Below are 23284 nucleotides of genomic sequence, written 5' to 3'. Positions count from 1 at the left end.
ACTAAAATGAATATTTTACTAAAATCGGTTACGATTGTTGATTCCTCAAGCAAATTCCATCTCAAACAACGAGATGTACTTATTGAAAATGGAACGATTTCAAAAATTGCCGCTTCTATTCCCAACTCTAAAAAGGTGACAGAAGTTTCACTTCCCAATTTACACATTTCGCAAGGTTGGTTTGATACAAGTGTTTCGTTCGGAGAACCAGGTTTTGAAGAGCGAGAAACAATTGTAAACGGACTTAAAACGGCTGCTTTAAGCGGATTTACACAAGTTGCTGTAAACGCAAATAGTTTTCCTGTTACAGACAACAAGGCTAATATTCAGTTTTTAAAATCGAAAGCTGCAGGAAACGCAGTATCCCTCTACCCTATTGGCGCTTTAACCATGGGAAGTAACGGTATCGATTTGTCCGAATTATACGATATGCAAAACGAAGGCGCTGTGTCCTTCTACGATTATAAAAAACCGATTGTCAATGCCAATCTTTTAAAAATTGCATTGCAATATGCGCAAGGCTTCAACGGACTCGTACAATCGTTTCCTTTTGATGCCTCCGTCGCGAGGAACGGAATGGTAAACGAAGGTATTAATAGTACCAAATTGGGCTTAAAAGGAATACCGGCACTTTCCGAAGAGCTTCAAATTACAAGAGATTTATACCTTTTAGAATATACGGGAGGTCGATTACACATTCCGACTATTTCAACAAAAAAATCGGTGCAACTTATCAAAGACGCCAAAAAGAAAGGATTAAACGTTAGCTGTACTGTTGCTATTTCGAATGTGTACCATACAGATGTTGTGTTAGAAAGTTTCAATACCAATTTTAAAATAGTGCCCCCACTTCGAACTATAGAAGATGTAAAAGCGCTTCGAAAAGGGCTAAAAGAAGGGACTATCGATGCAATTACGAGCGATCACAATCCTATCGATATTGAGCACAAAAAAGTAGAATTTGATCATGCACACTTCGGAAGCATTGGTCTGGAGAGTTGCTTTGGCGCTTTAAATAGTGTAATCGATTTAGAAACAACGATTTCACGTTTAACGGCTTTGAAAACCACATTCGGAGTTCCATCTGAAGCGATTGCAGAAGGAATTGAAGCCAATATCACACTTTTCAATCCGAATGGTGATTGGACGTTTACTGAAAATGATATTATTTCTACTTCAAAAAACGCAGCTTTTTTAAACAGCAAACTAAAAGGAAAAGCGTACGGGATTTACGCAAACAAACAACTTGTAATTCAAAACTAAATGAGCAACGCACCTCTTGGAAAAAAATACGCCGTAATTGCCTACTTAACATTTATAGGGATGCTTATTGCCTTTTTTGTAAATAGAGAAGACAAACATCCTTTTGTGACTTGGCATGTTAAAAACATGTTCGGGTTGGTTATCTTTTTATTTGCTTCTGTAGCGCTTCAAAACTACGAAATGGGAATTTATGTATATTGGATTACAGTTGTGCTTTGGGCATATTCTTTACTCATGGCGATTACAAATCAGCAAAAAGGGATTCCATTTATAAGTGAGAAATTTCAACAATGGTTTACATTTCTAGACTAGATAACGTATATTTATATACTTTAATAGTAACCATTAAAACAATCTCACAATGACAGAAGTTTCTAAAAGCGACGGTAAAACCATTGCTATCATTTCTTACATCACGCTTATAGGCTGGATTATCGCTTACATCATGCACGATAAAGACAAGACAGATCTTGGTGCCTTTCATCTTCGACAATCTTTAGGAATCATTATAACAGCAATTGCTCTTTCTGTAGTTGCCTCTTTTGTTGGTATTGCAATATTAAGCTGGATTATACAAATAGCCATTTTGGTATTTTGGGTATTAGGTTTTGTAGGAGCCGTTCAAGGAGAGAAAAAATTAGTTCCCTTATTAGGAGCTCAGTTTCAAGATTGGTTTAAGGGCATAGGATAAACCCTTAAATTATACTAAATTTGTAATGTCGTTAGCTGCTGAATATTTTAGCTGTTAACGACATTATTTATATATAATTATGAAGCAAACTCTTTTATTAGAACACAACTACAAAGCACCTGCAAACCCTTCTGAAGCCTCTCCAGTCATCATTATGCTCCATGGTTTTGGTAGTGACGAGAACGACTTATTCTCCTTTGCAACTGAACTTCCAGATACCTACACTATTATTTCGTTAAAAGCACCAATCCCAATGCAGCCTTATGGAAATGCTTGGTACAACATTTATTTTGATGCCACCGACGGAAAGTTTAGCGATACAGAACAAGCTATTGCATCACGCGATTTAATTGCGAAATGTATCGATGAGATTATTGAAAAGTACAACATTCAGAAAGACAATATAACGCTTTTAGGATTTAGTCAAGGAACCATTTTAAGTTTTGCGGTAGCGCTAAGTTATCCTGAAAAAGTAAAGAATGTAATTGGTTTGAGCGGTTATATTAATGAAGACTTATTGCTAGACGGCTATGCTGAAAAGGATTTGAGTACATTAAACATCTACACTTCTCACGGAACCGTAGATCAGGTAATTCCGTTAGCGTGGGCACAAAAAACGAAGCCTTTCTTAGCAAAGTTAGGGATTGATTGCACCTATTCTGAATTTCCAGTTGGCCACGGTGTGTCACCTCAAAATTTTTATGAATTCAAGGAATGGCTTTCTAAAAAGAATTGCTAATTTTTTACTTCGGAAAGTGTTGTAAATCCTTCAAATTTATTTTGAAGGATAGAGCGTAGAAGACAATGTTTTTAAATGAAGCTCATTCTTTTCATCAAAGAAATATTCGATAACAACTTCACCCCAATGTGTTCCGTCTGAAAAATCGGCTAGAATCCATTTATGATTTAAAAACTTAAGTTTGTTAATACGCATTACGCCATTAATCCCTTCCATTGGAATTAATGAGTTCCCTCCTGCTTCTACATTCTTATCGTAGATAATATCTGACACCATCGCTTCTACTTTCTGGGCATCCAATCCTATGCCTTCAAAATAAGAAACCGCATTTTCATTCCCTTGTAAGGTGAAGTAATTAAGGTCAAGCACTCGATTGTTTAATGTTTCTACAGAATCAGCTGCTTTCACTGCCTTTTCGGTAAGACTTGTTATTTGTCTTTCCTGTGATTCAAAAATGGTTTTTTCATTCATGTATTGAAAAATGATAAACAATACTGCGAAAAAAAACAAGTACATAAAAATACTTTTTCTCATAACTATACTATAATTTTTAAGGTGTCGTACGCCAAATGTACGTTGTTAGGCAATTGTTTTTCAACTTCGTCGTGAAAACCCAATAAATGACTAATATGTGTTAAATATGCTTTTTTAGGAGCTACCGTTTCAATAAATGCCAATGCTTCCGCTAAGTTGAAATGTGATTGATGCGGTGCTTCTCGTAAGGCATTTATCACCAATACATCGGTGTTTTTAATTTTTTCTATTTCAGTTTCAGCAATAGTTTTTACATCTGTTAAATACGTAAATCCGCCTACTTTAAACCCTAAAACAGGCAATGTATTGTGTAATGCTTCAATTGTGATAACTTCTTTCCCTGCTAGCGTAAAAACAGAATCCTTATCAATTTCTATTTCATCTATTGTTGGAGCGCCAGGGTACTTATTTTCAGTTTCAAAAATATAAGCAAAACGTTGTTTCAACGCATCAAACACCCTCTTTTCAGCAAAGAAAGGAATATTACCTTGTCTAAAATTGAATGGACGAATATCATCAATACCTGCTGTATGATCGCTATGCTCGTGAGTAAGCAAGATGCCATCCACTTTAGAGACATTTTCACGAAGCATTTGTTGTCTGAAATCAGGACCACAATCTATTACATAGGTTGCAGAATCCCATTGCAACATCACAGAAACTCGCAGTCTTTTATCTTTTGGATTGGTGCTTTTACAGACAGGATGATCACTGCCTATTACAGGGATTCCTTGTGAAGTTCCTGTGCCTAAAAATGTAACGGTTATACTTGAATTCATCTGTACAAAAATAACAGTATTTTTTTTGTTTGCCTATTGTATTTACTACCTTTGTTCGTAAGAAAAAATAATACATCGTTGCTATGCCAGATCACATTTCAGGAGATAAAGAATTTGAAGATATTCCCTCCATTAGAAATAAAGCATTACGAATAAATCTAAACGAAAACATCTACGGTACTTTTGCCGAAATTGGTGCGGGACAGGAAACTGTTCGAAACTTTTTTAGAGCTGGTGGAGCGTCTGGAACCATTGCTAAAACGATGTCTGCATACGACAAAGATTTTAGTGATGCCATATATGGAATTGAAAAAGACGGAAGGTATGTTACTGAGTCTCGCCTTAAAAAAATGCTTTCGCATGAAATCAATTTAATTGAAGAGCGAATTATTCGAGAAAAACATCCTACCAAATTATTTTTCGCCTACGCCAACACGGTAGCAACCATCGATTTTGCTAAAAAATACAAAGGACACGGTTGGATTGGTATTCGGTACCAAATAGACCCTAACGAAGAGTATAATGAAATAACATTGCACGTACGTTTTCACGAAAACGACGCCATGTTGCAGCAAATTACCTTAGGGATTCTAGGAGTAAACCTTATTTATGGTGCGTATTACAAATACGACACTCCTAAAAAACTACTCCGTTATTTATACGATCACATCGATAAAGACAAAATTGAAATTGATACCATTAACTTTTCTGGTCCTAATTTTGAAAATGTAGACAACCGATTAATGAGTCTTCAGCTTATTAAAAACGGAATGACTGATGCTGTTATGTTTGGACCTGACGGACATAACATTCTGCCAGCAAAAATTTTATATAAAAAAAACATACTAGCGTTAAGAGGTAGTTTTCGTCCTGTAACCAAAGTAAACATCGACATGTACAATAAATCGTACGAAATGTTTTTGGAAGAAAACAGGGTGGAAAAAGACAGAACCGAAGTTATTTTTGAGATCACCTTATCGAACCTTCGTGCAGAGGGAGAAATAGATGAGGAAGATTTCATGGATCGCGCTCGTTTGCTATGCTCCCTTGGACATACTGTAATGATTTCGAATTTCCAAGAATACTACAAACTAGTAGAATATTTCTCTCGTTATACAAAAATGCGCATCGGTCTCGCGATGGGTGTGAACAACCTTGTAGACGTTTTTGACGAGAAATATTACCGTCATTTAAGTGGTGGTATTTTGGAAGCCTTCGGAAAGTTATTCTTTAAAGACTTAAAAGTGTACTTGTATCCAATGAAGGATGCTAAAACCGGAGAATTTACTACGAGTGAAAACTTGAAGGTTCACCCACGTATGAAGGAATTGTACAAATTCTTTAAGTACAACGGGAAAGTAGTCGATATAGACAACTACAACCCCGATATACTTAATATTTTCTCAAGAGAAGTTCTTTCTAAGATTGAATCTGGTGAGGAAGGCTGGGAAAAAATGCTTCCTGAAGGAGTTTCAGAAATAATTAAAAGTAAATCACTCTTCAGTTGTAATTCAAAGAAAACGACTGTTTAATCTTCTAATATTTGTGCCGCGTGATTGGTAGTTTTAACCTTATCAATTACGCGAGCTACAATACCTTCTTCATTTACAATAAAGGTTTTACGGTGAATCCCGTCGTATTCTCTACCCATAAATTTTTTCGGTCCCCAAACTCCGAATGCATTGATCACTTCCATATCAACATCTGCTAAGAGCGGAAATGGAAATTCGTATTTCGTTTTAAAATTCCCTTGTCTTTTTTCAGAATCGGCACTTACACCCAATAAATGATATCCCGCATCTTGTAATTCTTTGTAATGGTCTCGTAAATTACACGCTTCATTTGTACAACCAGGAGTACTTGCCTTTGGGTAGAAAAAGACAACTAATTTCTTTCCTGCATAGTCTGTTAATGAAATTGGATTTCCGTCTTGATCATTTACTGTAAAGTTTGGTACCTTACTTCCTTCTTTTAATGTGTCCATTCGCTTATTTTTGTATAAAAGTAACCAAAAATGAACAAGCAGGAAAAAGTTGACTTCGTAATTAACACATTACAAAAACTCTATCCGGAAATTCCGATTCCGTTAGACCACAAAGACCCTTATACACTGTTAATTGCCGTATTACTTTCAGCGCAAAGCACCGATGTACGCGTAAATAAGATTACGCCTCTCCTATTTAAAGTAGCCGACAACCCGTATGATATGGTAAAACTTTCCGTAGAAGAAATTCGAGAGATTATTAAACCTGTAGGGCTATCTCCTATGAAAGCGAAAGGAATTTATGGATTGTCGAAAATGATAATTGAAGATTATAACGGTGAAGTTCCCGCTAGTTTTGAGGCGTTAGAATCTTTCCCTGCAGTGGGTCATAAAACTGCGGGTGTGGTAATGTCGCAAGCGTTTGGGATTCCTGCATTTCCAGTAGATACGCATATTCATCGATTGTTATACCGTTGGGGATTTACAAATGGAAAAAATGTAGTTCAGACAGAAAAGGATGCTAAAAGATTGTTTCCAAAAGAACTTTGGAACGATCTTCATTTACAGATAATATGGTATGGTCGGGAGTATTCTCCTGCAAGAGGATGGAATCTTGAAAAAGATATTATCACATCAACTATAGGAAGAAAATCGGTTATAGCAGAAAATCTTCAGAAGAAAAAATAAATCTTTTTTCAACTAAGACTCTAAACATAAAAACCCTCCTTTATATAAAACAAAGGAGGGTCAAAGTTTAGTTTAGAAGTGCTTCAAACTTCAATTTATTATAATCTATAACACTTAAAGCCTTAGAATAATCCAGAAGAAAACGAATCGTTCCTTCTTTCGGAGCTAAATTTTCATTCACGCGCTCCTCACGTGAAGTTTCAGAGTACATTTTTTGCATATAACATTATTTTGAGGTTAATGTTTCTAAATAACGCCGCAAAAAATACTTTATTGTATTAGTTCGTTAATATAATGTTATGCTTCTCAATTACTTTACGCAAATTTATAAGAGCGTAACGCATTCTACCTAAGGCAGTATTGATACTTACCCCTGTTTGTTCGCTAATTTCTTTAAAGCTCATATCTTTGTAAATACGCATCATTAGCACTTCTTTTTGATCTTCAGGAAGTTCTTCAATTAGACGTCTTACATCATTTTCAACTTGCCCTTTTATCATGCTTTTTTCTGCATTTAAAGAAGAATCTGACAATACTGAGAAAATATTAAAATCTCCACTATTCTCAAATTTTGGCATTCTATTATTTTTTCTGAAATGATCGATTACCAAATTATGAGCAATACGCATTACCCAAGGAAGAAATTTACCTTCTTCATTGTAAGCGCCTCTTTTAAGTGTATTAATAACCTTTATGAAGGTATCCTGAAAAATATCTTCAGATACATCACGATCAAATACCTTAGAGTATATAAAACTGAATATTCGTTGTTTGTGTCTTGTGATTAACTCACTAAGTGCAGATTCATCGCCTTGCATATATGCACTTACTAAAAGCGCATCTGAGTTTGTGCTTTTTTTCATATCAATACTTTTTTTTATACAAACAACCCATAATGGGTTCTTTAGCTACTGTGTTCTTAATTATAAAAAGTAATGATATGCTATAGGCAATAATTTAAATTAATATCGTTAGAGCCGTAAATATAACAACAAACTATCGACAAATGCAAAAATAAAGTTAAATATTTCTTTATCTAATTATAATTAATGCAAAATAGATAACACAAATTCTATGTGTTATCTTTGTAAAATTCCTTTAAAAAATACAAGTATTGAATACGGAAACAGTAGATCTTAAAAAGAATATTTTAATTCAGGGCGCTAAGCTTCATAACTTAAAAAATATCACCGTTGTAATTCCTCGAAATAAACTCGTGGTAATTACTGGACTTTCGGGTAGTGGTAAGTCTAGCCTCGCTTTCGACACACTTTATGCTGAAGGGCAACGCAGGTATGTAGAAAGTTTATCGTCTTATGCACGACAGTTTTTAGGTCGATTAGACAAGCCAAAAGTGGACGCTATTAAAGGTATTGCTCCAGCAATAGCTATTGAACAAAAAGTAAACTCAACCAATCCACGTTCTACCGTAGGAACCTCTACCGAAATTTACGATTATCTTAAATTATTATTTACGCGTATCGGTAAGACCATTTCTCCTATTTCTGGGAAAGAAGTACAAAAAGACACCGTTACCGATGTTATTAAATTTATAAAAGAATACCCAGAAGGTGAAAAACTGCTCCTCCTCGCTCCTATTCATTTGGAAGAAGGAAGAACCATGGAGAATAAAATTCAGGCATTGGCCCAACAAGGATATGCACGTGTTAAAGTTAAAGACACCGTGGTACGTATTGATGAATTAAAAGAACAAAAGCTTCCGAAGAACATCGAATTAGTCGTAGATAGAATTATCACTAAGAATGATGAAGATTTCTACAATCGCTTAGCCGATGCTACACAAACTGCTTTTTTTGAAGGAAAAGGTGAGTTGTATATTGAAGAACTTTCAGAAGGAAAACGCACCGAATTTAACAATAGATTTGAAGCCGATGGTGTTGTATTTGTTGAACCCAATGTACACTTATTCAGTTTTAACAATCCGTTTGGCGCATGTCCAACCTGTGAAGGCTACGGTGATGTAATTGGAATTGACACAGATTTAGTAATCCCTAACACAGGACTCTCGGTATATGAAAACGCTATTTTCGCTTGGCGTGGAGAAAGCATGAGCTGGTATCGTGACGAGCTGGTAAACAATGCCTATAAATTTGATTTCCCAATCCACAAACCTTGGTTTCAACTTTCAGAAGCACAAAAACAACTAGTTTGGGATGGAAATAAATATTTTCAAGGATTAAATTCCTTTTTTGCTGACTTAGAAGCGAAGAGCTATAAAATTCAGAATCGCGTGATGTTATCTCGCTATCGTGGAAAAACGAAATGTACAACCTGTAAAGGAAATAGATTACGCCCTGAAGCTGGATATGTGAAAATTAATAACACCTCAATTCAGGAGTTAGTAAGCTTACCTTTAGATGAAGTTGCTGAATTCTTTAAAAATTTAAAACTTTCAGAACACGACCAACAAATTGCGAAACGCCTGTTGGTTGAAATTAATAACCGCTTAGGCTTTTTAATGAATGTAGGCCTACGGTATTTAACCTTAAACCGAAAATCGAATACGTTATCGGGAGGAGAATCACAACGCATCAACCTTGCAACATCGCTAGGAAGTAGTCTTGTAGGCTCTATGTATATTTTAGATGAACCAAGCATCGGATTGCATCCAAAAGACACTGAACGCCTTATAGACGTATTAAAATCGCTTCGTGATTTAGGAAACACCGTGATTGTCGTAGAACACGACGAAGATATTATGAAAGCTTCCGACGAAATTATCGATATCGGACCAGAAGCAGGAACTTTTGGTGGTGAAGTTATGGCAACAGGAAACTATGAAGCTATTTTAAAATCGGATTCACTAACTGCGGGGTATTTAAACGGCACCCTTTCTATTGAGGTTCCGAAGAAACGAAGAACCTGGAAAGATGCAATTCATATTAAAGGAGCAAGACAAAATAATTTAAAAAATATTGATGTTACCTTTCCTTTAGGTGTTTTTACAGCAGTTACAGGAGTTTCAGGAAGTGGAAAAAGTACATTAGTAAAAAAGATACTATATCCAGCATTGCACAGAGAAATTGGTGGTTTTGGTGAAAAACCTGGTCAGTTTACGGCCTTAGAAGGTGAATTTAAAAATATTAAAAGCATTGAGTTTATCGATCAAAATCCGATAGGTCGCTCTAGTAGATCGAATCCTGTCACCTATATAAAAGCATACGACGATATTCGAAACCTTTTTGCCAATCAAAAACTTTCGGACATTAGAGCTTACAAAGCAAAGCACTTTTCATTTAATGTTGATGGTGGACGCTGTGAGACTTGTAAAGGAGATGGTGAAGTTACTATCGAGATGCAGTTTATGGCCGATGTACATTTAGTGTGTGATACTTGTAATGGAAAGCGTTTCAAAAAAGAAGTACTTGAAGTAAAATTTCACAATAAAAACATTGACGACGTTCTTACCATGACGGTTGATGATGCTATTGGTTTTTTTGAACTTCACAATGAAACTAAAATCACTAAAAAACTAAAACCGCTGCAAGATGTTGGTTTGGGCTACGTACAATTAGGACAAAGCTCTTCTACCCTTTCGGGCGGGGAAGCACAACGTATCAAACTGGCTTCTTTTTTAGTGAAAGGAACTACGAAAGAAAAGGCTGTTTTTATATTTGACGAACCTACTACTGGGTTGCATTTCCACGACATTAAAAAATTATTAGCCTCCTTTTATGCGTTGCTAGATAAAGGTCATACCGTTATTGTGGTAGAGCATAATCTGGATCTTATTAAATGTGCTGATTATATTATTGACTTAGGTCCTGAAGGTGGTTCACTTGGCGGACAAGTATTATCGCAAGGAACTCCTGAAGAATTAGTTAAAGTAAAGGAATCGTTTACCGCTGCTTATTTGAAAGAGAAAATTTAGTAAATAATTAGCTAAAGCAGCTTTCTATTTTTAAAATCTTGGCACGATGCTTGCTTTCTACATATTAGAATAATTTCTTGCTACTAAGAGTTATTATTCTATCATATTTTTTGGTTGGTTAGTTAAATGCCGTCGATTCTTTTAAAAGTTTCGGCGGTTTTTTTTGTTTACTTCGGAAAGATACGTGCTTCGCTAAAATAGTTCTTTACAAAACAAAAACGCTTTAAACCCCTTAAAACACTGTTCATAACACAAGGTTGAAATTCTTGGCACGGTCGTTGTAATTACATAAGCGTACAAGGCTGACCAAGAAAACAAAGCAAGTACAACTTAAAAATTACAGTTATGAAAAAATTAGCAACACTAGTACTCAGTTTCCTTTTAATAGGAATAACAGCAAAGGCAACTTCAGAAGTTTCCGAAGCATACACCATTACAAATTACGATGGTAAAGTGTACATCTTTGAAGAAGGTGGTGTAGAATTTTCAGTTTTCGCAAATGGTGAATTCGATTTTGCATACATAGGTCGAAACAACGGAACTCAAGTTCAAGTAAACACTCCCAATGTGAATATTAGCTTTAACTCTGGTCGCGATTACGAAATGTATGTACAGTATGACGATTATGGTGCTGTAATACAAATTGAAGATGTGCCAATTTATTACGATGGCTACGGACGTATTACACAAGCAGGTAACGTAGATATTCAATACAATGATAGACGTATTGTTCGTGTAGGTGGATTACGCATCAATTATGACCATCGCGGGTATTATGCAGGATATACAGGATATATTAACGTGTACAACAGATTTTACGTTTACCGCCCATGGCATGCCTATTATGTGCAACCAATATTTTCAAGTTGCATCGTGTACGATTACCCATACCGCACACACTACGCTCCTGTACGATACAGTTATAGTGTACATAGAAACTATTACTACAATAGATCGAATGTAGCCTATAAAAATGCACGAAGAAGTTTTCACAGACCTGGAAGTTATGTACATTATAAAAACGGCAGAACTGCAGTAAATAGAGAATACAACGCAAACCGTAGAAATACGATGGCGACAGATATTAGAAGAAGTACTGCTACAACTAGAAGAGCAACAACTGCGAACACTAGAAGTAATACTACAACGACACGAGCAACAACACCTCGTAAGAGTGAAACAGCAAGTTCAACACGTAGAAGCACAGCAAATACAACGAAGCGAAACAATTCAAGTGTTTCAACTCAAAGAGCTTCTACTACTAAAAACAGTTCGACTGTACGAAATACGACGAGAACTTCTGGACAAAACAATGCTTCAACAACACGAAGAAGTACAACAAAAAGAGCTACCACTGCAACTCCTCAAAAGAGAAGCTCCGTAACTCCAAGTAGCACTAGAAAAGCTACAACAGCAAGAACAACTAGCACGAGAAGTGCTACTAGAAATACAACTGCTAGAGCTACAACTACGAAACGTAGTACAAACTCAAATGCACGCAGTACTACAACAAGTAGAAGACATTAAGATTTTTTTGGTTGGTTAGTTAGAAATCCTTGTAATTCATCTTTGATGAAGCGCAGGGATTTCGCTTTTATACTTGTTTTATAAGAGCCGCCATTTTTCGCGTAAGTTCCCTCCTACTATACGCTTCAACGCCTTCTGAAGCAACCGAAAGAGTTCCGTCTAAATACGCTTCATACCATTGAAGAATTTGTTTTTTCAACTCCTTTTCTTCCGAAGGATTATAAAACACACCACTTTTGGTTTCCGTTAAAATGCCTTCAATATCGCTTCCCTTTGGTCCTACTGCTAAAATGGGACGAAAAGCAGCCAAGTATTCAAAAATCTTTCCTGGTAAAATGGCACGCGTTTCTGGACTATCTATTTCAATAAGCAACAAGACTTGCGAATTATGCTGTAGTTTCAACGCTTCATCATGAGAAACGTACCCCAAATGTTTGCAATTATCTTTCAAACCAAATTTAGATATACTTTCAAATACTTCGTCGCTAATGGTTCCTGCTAAAACAATTTCTAAATTATTTTGAAACGAGGGTGTTTCCGAAGCAATTTCAGAGAGAACCTTCCACAATACCTTCGGGTTGCGCTCACTTAATAATGAACCAATATGCGCCATTGAAAACTGGGTGTCCAAAACAGGATGCATTTCTTCGGAAGCTACATATCCATTGGTAATTACGTGAATTGGTTTTGATGTTAAAAGGCTAAATTCCTTTTTGGTGGTCGGACTCGTAACCACAATAGCATCTGCTGTATTGAGTACTTTTTTTTCTAAATCTTTGTGTTTTTTTTCTGAAGCTTTTGTCAACCGAAGCGACTTATGATAATGTATGGTAGTCCAAGGATCCCTAAAATCGGCAATCCATTTTAATTGAAATGCCTTTTGAAGTTCCATACCAATTAAGTGTAAACTATGCGGCGGACCACTTGTAATAATAGTTTCTACGGGATGTTCAGAAATATAATTTTTTAAAAATGCCACGGAAGGTTTTACCCAACCTACACGAGCGTCGGGAATAAAAAAGTTACCCCGCACATAGAGCATCGTTTTTTCCAACACAGATTGCTCTTTATTAGAGATTATTCCGCTGCTTATTTGTTTTGTCTTCTTTTTTGAAAGAAATCCTGCCAAGCGATACGGTTCTTTTACGGGAAATTTTAAAATTTCAGTCGTTTCAGGTACCAACGCTTCAAAACTAGCATCTTGTAAGGGATAGTGTGGATTTTCGGGTACAAATACTACGGGTTCAATTCCGAAGTCATTAAAATACCGAACAAACTGAAGCCAACGTTGCACGCCAGGACCGCCAGCGGGAGGCCAATAATAAGTAATAATTAGAGCGCGCTTCACAGTAATTAAGAGTTAGTAGGCTGTTCCTTCTTTCTAAAATAATACCATAGACCACCACCAAAAATGAGTAGAAAAACAATACTACTAGCAAGACTGATAGTACTCCCCGTCTGTATTACTGTAGGTTCGAACTTAAATTCTATTTTATTATTACCGGAAGGAATTCGCATTGCTCGTAACACATAATTGGCTCTAAAATACGTGGCTGGTGTATCATTTATATATACATTCCATCCTTCTGGGTAATACACTTCAGAAAAAACGGCTATTTGTTCTGTTGTGGAAGCTGTTTCATACACAATATGTTGTGGCTCATGACGAACCAAGTCAATACTTGCAGTGCTATCGCGAGTTACTTTATTGGTTGGAATTTCAGCAATAAAATCCTTATGAATTACAGCTGTTGTCTTCGTATCTAAACTATCCAAAAGCAACATCTCTTGATTGGCATCTTCTGCGAGTATTACATTTTGAATAAACCAAGCACTTCCATTCGCATATGGATTTTCTTGCACGACAGATTCGTACTCTTTATTTTCTGTGATGATGTATTTTACATTCATCATATTCAAAATTCCAGGATCTCCTTTACTCAAATAGAAATCGCTAAGTTCTTGTATTCTTCTTGGTTTTGCAGCATGATACCCTCCTAGCGCATTGTGATAATAACTAGCGCGACCACTATTAAAAGGATTTACGGTAACATCGTACACGCGGTAATTACCATCGTCTTTTAAAATTTGTGCATCAGCCTTTGTCTTTTGAAAAGGTTGCTCCATCGTTCTCGCTTGCACAAAATCTTCGTTATTTACATAACGGCGGTCTACCAAAACAAGATCGCAAACAATCAACCCAGCTAGCAATGCAAAAGTAATTTTTTCTGAAATCTTATTTTTCAAGAAGAACCATAAAGCGCCTGCTGTTCCTAATACAAACGCCAATGAACGCAAAGTGTCTGAAGTAAACAAACTAGCTCTGTCATCACGAAGTGCATCTACTAAAGGTGTTCCTAATTGCTCACGAATCATTACATCATACGGACTACTAAAGCTGAATAATGTTGATTTAAAAAGAATAAAAAGTACCGAAAGTCCTCCTACGATTCCTAAAGAATACAACAATGCTTTCTTTTTTTCTTCGTCTCTTTCAAAAGCATTGAACCATTGTTGCAATCCAACAATTGCAATAACAGGCACCACTAATTCTATAATAACCTGAATGGACGAAACGGCTCTAAACTTATTGTATAAAGGAACGTAATTAATAAAAAAGTCGGTTAAAAAGTCGAAGTTCTTTCCCCAAGACAATAAAAGACTTAATACAAATGCTCCTGTAACCCACCATTTCAATCGGCCTCTAACTAAAAACAAACCTAAAACGGCTAAGAAAATAATAACCGCTCCAAGATACGCAGGTGCAGCAACGATAGGCTGATCTCCCCAATATACAGGCAACTGACTCACAATTTCGCCAGCTTCTTGCGGTGAAGCACCTAATTTTAACAATTCATCAAAGGCTTTCGAATCATCAGGCAATGGATCGCCAGAGCCTCCTCCCATAAATCGTGGGATAAAGAGATTAAAACTCTCTAATTTTCCGTAACTGTATTCTGTGATATAGTCGTACTCCAATCCATTGGTGGCTTCTTTCGGACTTCCATCTGGGTTTATTGTTAATTCACTCTTTCCTCGCGTAGAGGCATCTGCATATTCTTTGGTTGCCAATATATTGGTGGCATTCAAACCAATAGAAACAATGACAGCCGCTAGCAATACGAGTATAGCTTTTCCGAAATGAGGCAACATATTTTTTCTGAAAGCATCTATTAAATAAGCAACTCCCAAACAAAGAACAAGCAACAGTAAGTAATACGTCATTTGGAAGTGATTTGAAACCAATTCTAATGCCATTGCGACAGCGGTAAGTAAAAATCCGTAGAAATACTTTCCTCGAAATGTGAGTACAATTCCGCTAAGCACCAAAGGCATATAGGCGATCGCATGGGCTTTCGCATTGTGTCCTACACCCAAAATAATAATTAAATAGGTGGAAAACCCAAAGGCGAGTGCTCCTAAAAAGGCCAGTTTGTAATCTACTTTTAAAACTAAAAATAGAATGTACATTCCTATAAAATACAAGAATAGATAATCTGCAGGACGCGGTAAAAAGCGAAGTGCTAAATCTAATTTTTTAATATAGTTATGTGGGTATTTTGCACCTAATTGGTACGTTGGCATTCCGCCAAAAGCCGTATCTGTCCAATACGTTTCTTTCCCTGTTTCTTTACGATAGTCTCGTAATTGCTTTGCAATACCATTGTGTTGTGCGATATCACTTTGAAAAATCATTTTTCCCTGTAAAACAGGACTAAAGTAAGCGAGTGCAACGACTACAAAAAGGAGTATAACAATAAAATGAGGTAGTAATTTCTTTATAGAATATTGCATAGAAAAGGAATAAATAACAATTGGGGAAATTATAAAAAATCTACTAGAAAGAGGTAGTTACAACACAAAATAACGAAGACTAGTCTATTTCTTCATAATCTACATATTCTCCAACTGTATTTGTACCTTTAGTTTTGGATGAAGGCATTTTATCAATAATAACACTTCCTTCTTCTCTAGGCTGAGAGGTTCCGTTTTGAGCACCTCCAAAAGCTTGTTCAAATTTTTGCCCTGCTTTTTTGGTTACATATCGCATTAAATAAGGCCCTGTAAGTTTCAGTAAAAACTTTAACCCGTAATATACCAGAAGGACTATTAATATCGTTTTTAGAAAAGTCATCATACTAATTAATATCTTTTTCAAAAGTAAGAATTGCTGTAGAAAAAGAAAAAAATGAACTATTAAATAAATGATAAAATCTTATATCTTTGGAACAAACCTAAACTTTATGAAGACTACTCCGTTTTGTCTTTCCATTATACTACTTCTTACCTTGAGTCCTGTTATGGCTCAATACACCGAAACCATTAATAACAACAGACCTGGTGCATCTCAAGGCGCGTTTTCTGTGGGTACAAATGTGTTGCAGCTAGAAGGTGGATTTGCGTTAGGAAGTGAAGAACATCGCTTAAAAGAAACAGAAACTAGTGCTTTTGGCTTTGATTATGCGATTCGTTATGGTTTTTGGAGAGAAGAATTAGAAGTAAGTATTATTGGTGAATTTGAATCACAATCGGTTACCGACAATCGCGGTGCCAACTCATATACCTACAAACAAAGTAATTTTAGAAGCAATACCATTGGTGCTAAGTACCTTTTTTATGATCCATATCGAAAAATGGAACTTAAAGGACCTAATTTATACAGTTGGAAAGCAAATTATAAATTTCAATGGGCAGATTTAGTTCCAGCCATTTCATTTTACGCAGGAGCAAATTTCGATTTTGCCGACAATCCATTTACACTAGAACCTGACAGTAGTATTAGTCCAAAATTTGTGCTTTCAACGCAAAACAATTGGGTGGGTGGATTTGTATTCGTTACCAATATTGTGGTAGATCGTATTACTACTGACACTCCATCGTATGGATACATTCTTACACTAACACATACACTTACCGATTGGTTTTCAGTATTCATAGAAAATCAAGGGTTTAAAAGTGATTTTTACGCCGATCAATTATTTAGAGGGGGTGCCGCTGCATTGGTGAATAAGAATTTTCACGTAGATGCTTCTATCTTATTAAATTTTAAAGATACTCCTTCCCGTCTCTACGGAAGAGTTGGCGTTGCGTATCGTTTCGACATGCACGATACCGATGAATATATTGAAGAAAAAGGAAAAGAGGGTCGTAAGCTGAAGAAAGATAAGCAGACAGAAAAAGACCTAGACACCAAAAAAGATAAAAAGAAGAAAAGAAAAGATGGCTTTGAAGATGATGGTGGCGGTAAAAGCGTGACGAAGCTATAGTCTATATTATTTATGATTACACTACAAAAAATTACATCAAAAAAAGGATTAAAGCAATTTGTAACGTTCCCGTTTCAACTGTATAAAAATTGCGAATACTGGGTTCCACCGTTAATTAAAGACGAAATGGAAACCCTAGATACGTCTAAAAATCCTGTTTTTAAGAATGCAGATGCTGATTATTATTTAGCTATCAAAGAGGGTAAAACTGTTGGTAGAATCGCTGTTATTATTAATCATTTAGAAATTGAAGAAGTAGGAAAGAAAAAAGTTCGCTTCGGATGGTTAGACATGATTGATGATATTGAAGTCACCAAAGCATTGCTTGAAAAGGTGTATGAAACGGGTAGAGCCCACAACTTAGAGTATGCTGAAGGACCTGTAGGATTCTCAAACATGGAAAAGGCCGGGATTCTAACCAAAGGATTTGACGAGTTAAACACTATGATTACATGGTACCACTACCCTTATTACCAAAAACACTTTGAACAATTAGGATTTGAAAAGCAAGCGACTTGGGTAGAATACAGATTGAGCATCCCTGATGAAGCTTTTGAAAAAGTAAAGAAGTTTTCTCGAATTATACGCGAACGCTATCAACTAACTGTGATACGCTTCAAAAACAAAAAAGAAATTTTACCGTATGTTAATGACATGTTTGGGTTATTAAACAAAACCTACAACACATTACAAACGTTTGTACCTATTCAGCAATACCAAATAGATTATTACAAAGAAAAGTACTTCTCCTTCATTCACCCCGATTATATTACGTGCATTAAGGATAAAGATGAAAAATTAATCGCTTTTTCTGTGGTAATGCCTTCTTTTTCCGAAGCCTTAAAAAAAGCAAATGGTAGATTGTTTCCCACTGGATGGATGCATATTCTGAAAGCCCAGAAGAAAAATGAAAAAGCTGCCTTTTATTTAATCGGAATAGATCCAGAATACCAAGGAAAAGGAGTTACAGCAATTATTTTTGAAGAAATGCAACTTCTGTTTAATGCGAAAGGCATACAAACCGTAGAAACCAATCCAGAACTGATTGAAAACACAGCAGTTCAGTTACTTTGGAAAGATTACAGCCCTGTACAACATAAAGAACGCAGTACTTACAAGAAAGATTTATAAGGCATCACTACTTATTATTAAAGATAAAAAAAGCCATCAATTTAAAACTGATGGCTTTTTCGATAAGTATGTATTTGGTTTTATTCGCCCATAGCAGCTGCTACAGCAGCAGAAAGACGTTTGTAAGTTCCATTCTCTAAACGCTCTCTAATAGAAGAGAAAGCCTCTAAGGTCTCGTTTATATCGTCCATTGTATGAGATGCCGTTGGAATCATACGTAATAATATTAATCCTTTAGGAATTACTGGATACACAACAATAGAACAGAATACTCCGTGATTTTCACGCAAATCTTTTACTAAAGCCATTGCTTCAGGGATACTTCCTTTTAGATATACTGGAGTCACACAACTTTGTGTAGTACCAATATCAAATCCGCTATCCTTTAATCCGTTTTGCAACGCATTTACATTCTCCCAAAGTTTTGCTTTTAACTCTGGCATCGTGCGTAACATATCCAAACGCTTTAATGCTCCTACCACCAATTGCATTTGCAATGATTTAGCAAACATTTGAGAACGTAAGTTGTATTTAAGGTAATTAATGATTTCTTCATCTCCAGCAATAAAAGCTCCTGTACTTGCCATAGACTTTGCAAATGTTGCAAAATACACGTCAATTTCATCTTGAACTCCCTGCTCTTCACCTGCTCCTGCTCCTGTTTTACCTAGAGTTCCAAAACCATGTGCATCATCTACAAAAAATCGGAAATTATATTTCTTCTTAAGTGCTACAATTTCTTTTAGTCTTCCTTGCTCTCCACGCATACCGAAAACTCCTTCAGAAATTAAAAGAATTCCACCACCCGTTTTCTCAGCCATTTTCGTAGCACGCTGCAAGTTTTTCTCGATACTTTCCATATCGTTATGCTTGTACGTGAAACGCTGTCCTAAATGCAAACGAACTCCGTCTATAATACAAGCGTGTGCATCTACATCATATACAATAACATCGTCTTTAGACACCAATGCATCAATGGTAGAAACCATTCCTTGATATCCAAAGTTTAAAAGATATGCAGACTCCTTATGTACAAAGGCAGCCAATTCGGTTTGTAACTGCTCGTGAAGATCAGTATGACCACTCATCATTCTAGCTCCCATTGGGTATGCCGAACCATATTCTGCAGCTGCTTCAGCATCTACTTTTCTAACTTCAGGATGATTTGCTAATCCTAAATAGTCATTAATACTCCATGTAATTACTTTCTTTCCTTTGAAGCCCATCCTATTAGAGATAGGTCCTTCTAGTTTTGGAAATACGAAATAGCCTTCAGCTTGTTCTGCCCATTTTCCTAATGGACCTTTATCTTTATATATTTTATCAAATAAGTCTCTCATTAAACTTCTGTTTTTCAGAATAAGGCACAAAATTAATCAAATTAATTTTCATAACAATGCCATTTTAAAGGAAGAAATGAACATAAAAAAAGCTCTTCACGTGAATGAAGAGCTTTACCTTTATATTTTGTACAATTATTTGATGTATTCTATCCCAACAGATGCTTCTGTTTTAGCATCAAAGAATCCTTGTTCAGACATCCAATCGTCGCTATAAATTTTACTCATATAACGAGAACCGTGATCTGGAAAAATGACAACAATATTACTATCGTCTGTAAATTCTCCTTCTTCTTCTAATTGTTTTAAGCCTTGCATTGCTGCGCCACTGGTATAACCAACAAATAAACCTTCTGTTTTAGCTAGTTCGCGAGCGGTGTGCGCACTACTCTCATCAGTTACCTTTACAAAGGCATCAATGGCATCAAAATCGGTAGCAGTTGGTATTAAATTTTTACCTAAACCTTCAATTCGGTATGGGTAAATTTCGTTAGAATCAAACTCTCTTGTTTCATGGTATTTTTGCAATACAGATCCAAAAGCATCAATTCCTATAATTTTAATATCGGGATTTTGTTCTTTTAGAAAGCGAGCTGTTCCAGAAATAGTTCCTCCTGTACCACTACAAGCTACCAAATGTGTAATCTTACCATTTGTTTGGTTCCAGATTTCTGGTCCCGTAGAACTGTAATGTGCATCTATATTTAGTTCGTTGAAATATTGATTAATATATACCGAACCTTCTGTTTCTTCGTGAAGACGTTTTGCAACCTCATAATACGAACGAGGATCGTCAGCGCTTACATGGGCTGGGCAAACATATACTTTTGCACCCATTGTTTTAAGCATGTCAATCTTATCGTTTGAAGATTTAGAGCTTACAGCTAGAATACACTTATAGCCTTTAATGATGCTTACCATTGCGATGCTAAAACCTGTGTTTCCACTTGTTGTTTCTATTATTGTATCTCCAGGCTTTAAAATGCCTTTTTTTTCTGCTTGCTCTATAATATAAAGTGCAATGCGATCTTTTGAAGAATGCCCAGGATTAAAAGCTTCTACTTTTGCATAGTAGTTACCTTTCATCTTAGCTGCGATAGTTTTTAATTTTATTAAAGGCGTATTACCGATTAAATCTAAAATACTATCGTGGGCTTGTATTTGTTCTCTCATAAAGGGAATTTTGCAACAAATTTTGAGTTATAAATCTTTAATTCAAAACGGTACAAAGATACATAATTAATTTTTATTACTCCGTTATTCCTTCTAAATCCAATAAAAAGGCATAATCCATCGCGACTTCTTTTAAGGCTTCAAAACGCCCCGAAGCCCCTCCATGACCAGCTTCCATATTAGTTTGAAGCAGTAAAACCGAAGTTCCTTTTTTAAGTTCTCGAAGTTTTGCCACCCATTTGGCTGGCTCCCAATACTGCACCTGACTATCGTGTAGACCTGTTGTTACCAACATATTTGGATACGCTAATGGTGCTACGTTATCGTAAGGTGAGTACGATTTCATATATTCATAATACTCAGGTTCGTTAGGATTTCCCCATTCGTCATATTCACCTGTTGTTAATGGAATACTATCATCTAACATCGTGGTTACAACATCTACAAAAGGTACGGATGCTATTACACCGTTATATATTTCTGGAGCCATATTCACTATTGCCCCCATTAATAATCCTCCAGCAGATCCTCCTGAAGCATATAGATGGTCTTTAGATGTATAATTTTCAGCAATCAAAAACTTTGAAGCATCGATAAAGTCGGTAAATGTATTTTTTTTCTTGAGAAGTTTTCCATCTTCATACCATTGTCTTCCTAAATACTCCCCTCCTCTAACATGTGCGATAGCAAAAATAAATCCTCTATCTAACAGGCTTAGTCGTACAGATGAAAAATAAGGATCTACCGTTGATCCATAAGAACCGTATGCATATAGCAAAAATGGATTTTTACCGTTCTGTTCCATACCTTTTCGGTACACCATCGAAATAGGAATTTTAGTCCCATCGGTAGCGGTTGCCCAAACTCGCTTCGATTCGTAATTTTCTTTATTAAACTTTCCGCCTAAGACTTTGGTTTCTTTTTTCACCTCCTTCTCTTTCGTTTTCATATTGAAATCGATCGTTGATGAAGGAGTTGTTAATGAGTTATACCCATAGCGAAGAATATCTGTATCAAATTCTGCATTTCCGCCTGTTCCAACCGTATAGGTTTCGTTGTCGAAAGGCAAATAATAATCTTCCTTTTGGTCCCAACGCTTCACATTAATCATATTTAAACCGTTGGTACGCTCACTCACCACCAAATAATCTTTAAAAATATCAATGTCTTCGAGTAGCACATCTTTGCGATGCGGAATCATATCTACCCAATGCTCTTGGGTTGTGTTTTTTTCTGAAGTCTTCATCAATTTAAAATTGATTGCCTCATCTTTATTGGTCAGTATGTAAAAACTATCTCCGTAATGCGAAATACTATATTCTAAACCTCGTACACGTGGCTGAAACAACGTAAAGGGTTCGTTTGGCGTACTAGCGTCCAATACTTGAAACTCTGAAGTAAGCGTACTATAACAACCAATTACTAGATACTTTTTTGATTTTGTTTTGTAAACGTAGGTTCCAAAGGTTTCATCTTCTTCAGTAAAAATTAAGGCATCGTCTTTAGGATCGGTTCCTAATGTATGTCTAAAGATTTGGTTGGAACGCAGTGTTTGCTCATCTTTTCGTGTGTAGAAAAGTGTTTTATTATCGTTTGCCCAAGTAGCACTTCCTGTGGTAAGCGGAATGTTTTCTGGCAAAATCTCACCTGTTTCTAAATTTTTAATATAGATGGTGTATTTCCTGCGACTTATTGTATCTACTCCGAAAGAAATCAGCTTATTGTTTTCACTAACACTAAAACCATTTAAATTGTAATACGAATGACCTTCAGCCATTTCATTTACATTAAAAATAATCTCTTCAGGCGCCTCTAAGGTTCCTTTTTTTCTAGTGTAAATTGGATAATCTTTTCCTTTTTCGTAGCGTGTGATGTAGTAATATCCATTTAATTTATAAGGAACAGATTCATCATCCTCTTTAATTCTCCCCTTCATTTCTTCAAACAAGTCTTCTTTAAACTTCTTTGTATGCGCTGTCATCTTATCGTAGTAATCATTCTCTCTCTCAAGATAATCGATCACCTCCTCATCTTCACGCTGATTAAGCCAATAGTAATTATCTTCACGTGAATCGCCGTGAATTTCTAGATTCTTAGCTATTTTATCGGCTTTAGGGGGTGTTATGTTCATTATTTTTTCTGAAGTTTTATTTGTTGTACAAGCGGATGCAAAAATAATAGAAACAATGGACACAACTGCTATATTTTTCATAATTGAAAATATTGATTAGTTATCGTACAAAGTAGTAAATTTGCAACAAATTAAAAACACAAAAT

21 protein-coding genes are annotated in these 23284 nt (G+C 35.9%); 10 read left to right on the top strand and 11 right to left on the bottom strand.

Annotated features, from left to right (window positions below):
* The first annotated feature begins 6 nt into the window (after window positions 1-6).
* The 4 genes from BLQ00_RS08060 to BLQ00_RS08045 all read left to right on the top strand — a co-directional run bounded on the left by BLQ00_RS08060 (window position 7) and on the right by BLQ00_RS08045 (window position 2693).
* Window positions 7-1263 (top strand): dihydroorotase, encoded by a 1257-nt coding sequence (locus BLQ00_RS08060; protein ID WP_093142897.1) that lies wholly within the window; start codon window positions 7-9, stop codon window positions 1261-1263.
* Window positions 1264-1575, top strand: coding sequence for a hypothetical protein (locus tag BLQ00_RS08055; RefSeq protein WP_093142895.1), 312 nt, complete (start codon window positions 1264-1266; stop codon window positions 1573-1575).
* Window positions 1576-1624: 49 nt separating this feature from the next.
* Window positions 1625-1954, top strand: a complete 330-nt coding sequence (locus BLQ00_RS08050) for a DUF4870 domain-containing protein (protein ID WP_093142893.1) — start codon at window positions 1625-1627, stop codon at window positions 1952-1954.
* 79 nt (window positions 1955-2033) lie between these two features.
* Window positions 2034-2693: an alpha/beta hydrolase gene (locus tag BLQ00_RS08045; RefSeq protein WP_093142891.1), complete on the top strand. Its 660-nt coding sequence runs from the start codon at window positions 2034-2036 to the stop codon at window positions 2691-2693.
* Window positions 2694-2729: 36 nt separating this feature from the next.
* On the opposite strand, the gene BLQ00_RS08040 is transcribed toward BLQ00_RS08045, so the two are convergent.
* Both BLQ00_RS08040 and BLQ00_RS08035 read right to left on the bottom strand, forming a co-directional pair.
* The gene (locus BLQ00_RS08040; RefSeq protein ID WP_217629426.1) at window positions 2730-3209 is read right to left on the bottom strand and encodes a hypothetical protein; all 480 of its coding nucleotides are present in this window, start codon (window positions 3207-3209) and stop codon (window positions 2730-2732) included.
* 20 nt (window positions 3210-3229) lie between these two features.
* On the bottom strand, window positions 3230-4006 hold the full coding sequence (locus BLQ00_RS08035; protein WP_093142886.1) for an MBL fold metallo-hydrolase: 777 nt from the start codon (window positions 4004-4006) through the stop codon (window positions 3230-3232).
* An 83-nt stretch (window positions 4007-4089) separates the two neighbouring features.
* Here BLQ00_RS08035 and BLQ00_RS08030 point away from each other — a divergent pair, with 83 nt between their 5' ends.
* Entirely contained in the window at window positions 4090-5538 is a 1449-nt protein-coding gene (locus BLQ00_RS08030; protein ID WP_093142883.1) for a nicotinate-nucleotide adenylyltransferase, read from the top strand.
* Here the strand turns inward: BLQ00_RS08030 and bcp are convergent.
* A complete protein-coding gene (gene bcp, locus BLQ00_RS08025; protein ID WP_093142881.1) occupies window positions 5535-5990 on the bottom strand; it encodes a thioredoxin-dependent thiol peroxidase in 456 nt (151 codons plus the stop codon). The two genes, BLQ00_RS08030 and bcp, sit on opposite strands and share 4 nt — an antisense overlap.
* A 30-nt stretch (window positions 5991-6020) precedes the next feature.
* On the opposite strand from bcp, the gene BLQ00_RS08020 reads away from it, so the two are divergent.
* Window positions 6021-6677: an endonuclease III domain-containing protein gene (locus BLQ00_RS08020; protein ID WP_093142878.1), complete on the top strand. Its 657-nt coding sequence runs from the start codon at window positions 6021-6023 to the stop codon at window positions 6675-6677.
* A gap of 67 nt (window positions 6678-6744) precedes the next feature.
* Here the strand turns inward: BLQ00_RS08020 and BLQ00_RS17570 are convergent, their stop codons facing one another.
* Complete coding sequence (locus BLQ00_RS17570; protein ID WP_175445425.1) at window positions 6745-6897, bottom strand: hypothetical protein; 153 nt, start codon at window positions 6895-6897, stop codon at window positions 6745-6747.
* A 58-nt stretch (window positions 6898-6955) separates the two neighbouring features.
* A complete protein-coding gene (locus tag BLQ00_RS08015) occupies window positions 6956-7540 on the bottom strand; it encodes an RNA polymerase sigma factor (RefSeq protein ID WP_093142876.1) in 585 nt (194 codons plus the stop codon).
* A 251-nt stretch (window positions 7541-7791) separates the two neighbouring features.
* Here BLQ00_RS08015 and uvrA point away from each other — a divergent pair, with 251 nt between their 5' ends.
* Together uvrA and BLQ00_RS08005 are read left to right on the top strand one after the other, a co-directional pair.
* Window positions 7792-10569, top strand: a complete 2778-nt coding sequence (uvrA, locus tag BLQ00_RS08010; protein WP_093142873.1) for an excinuclease ABC subunit UvrA — start codon at window positions 7792-7794, stop codon at window positions 10567-10569.
* A gap of 345 nt (window positions 10570-10914) precedes the next feature.
* The gene (locus BLQ00_RS08005) at window positions 10915-12096 is read left to right on the top strand and encodes a hypothetical protein (protein WP_093142871.1); all 1182 of its coding nucleotides are present in this window, start codon (window positions 10915-10917) and stop codon (window positions 12094-12096) included.
* 67 nt (window positions 12097-12163) lie between these two features.
* Here BLQ00_RS08005 and BLQ00_RS08000 read toward each other — a convergent pair whose 3' ends face one another.
* The 3 genes from BLQ00_RS08000 to BLQ00_RS07990 all read right to left on the bottom strand — a co-directional run bounded on the left by BLQ00_RS08000 (window position 12164) and on the right by BLQ00_RS07990 (window position 16234).
* On the bottom strand, window positions 12164-13444 hold the full coding sequence (locus BLQ00_RS08000) for a glycosyltransferase family 4 protein (RefSeq protein WP_093142868.1): 1281 nt from the start codon (window positions 13442-13444) through the stop codon (window positions 12164-12166).
* A gap of 5 nt (window positions 13445-13449) precedes the next feature.
* Window positions 13450-15891 (bottom strand): YfhO family protein, encoded by a 2442-nt coding sequence (locus BLQ00_RS07995; RefSeq protein ID WP_093142866.1) that lies wholly within the window; start codon window positions 15889-15891, stop codon window positions 13450-13452.
* A gap of 79 nt (window positions 15892-15970) precedes the next feature.
* Window positions 15971-16234: a DUF4834 family protein gene (locus BLQ00_RS07990; RefSeq protein ID WP_308425270.1), complete on the bottom strand. Its 264-nt coding sequence runs from the start codon at window positions 16232-16234 to the stop codon at window positions 15971-15973.
* A 106-nt stretch (window positions 16235-16340) separates the two neighbouring features.
* Between BLQ00_RS07990 and BLQ00_RS07985 the strand changes: the two genes are divergently transcribed.
* Window positions 16341-17363, top strand: a complete 1023-nt coding sequence (locus BLQ00_RS07985; protein ID WP_093142859.1) for a transporter — start codon at window positions 16341-16343, stop codon at window positions 17361-17363.
* Between the two features lie 12 nt (window positions 17364-17375).
* Entirely contained in the window at window positions 17376-18494 is a 1119-nt protein-coding gene (locus tag BLQ00_RS07980; protein WP_093142856.1) for a GTP cyclohydrolase, read from the top strand.
* A gap of 80 nt (window positions 18495-18574) precedes the next feature.
* Here the strand turns inward: BLQ00_RS07980 and capB are convergent, their stop codons facing one another.
* The 3 genes from capB to BLQ00_RS07965 form a co-directional block, all read right to left on the bottom strand.
* Window positions 18575-19834 (bottom strand): cysteate-C-fatty acyltransferase, encoded by a 1260-nt coding sequence (gene capB / locus BLQ00_RS07975; protein WP_093142852.1) that lies wholly within the window; start codon window positions 19832-19834, stop codon window positions 18575-18577.
* A gap of 135 nt (window positions 19835-19969) precedes the next feature.
* Window positions 19970-21007 (bottom strand): cysteate synthase, encoded by a 1038-nt coding sequence (capA, locus tag BLQ00_RS07970; protein WP_093142850.1) that lies wholly within the window; start codon window positions 21005-21007, stop codon window positions 19970-19972.
* Between the two features lie 76 nt (window positions 21008-21083).
* Complete coding sequence (locus BLQ00_RS07965) at window positions 21084-23219, bottom strand: S9 family peptidase (RefSeq protein ID WP_093142847.1); 2136 nt, start codon at window positions 23217-23219, stop codon at window positions 21084-21086.
* Between the last annotated feature and the right edge of the window lie 65 nt (window positions 23220-23284).

Origin of the sequence: Ulvibacter litoralis (assembly GCF_900102055.1) — a bacterium.
Lineage (GTDB): Bacteria > Bacteroidota > Bacteroidia > Flavobacteriales > Flavobacteriaceae > Ulvibacter > Ulvibacter litoralis.
The sequence above is the reverse complement of the archived record's forward strand: the minus strand, read 5'-3'. Positions and strand labels throughout refer to the sequence as shown.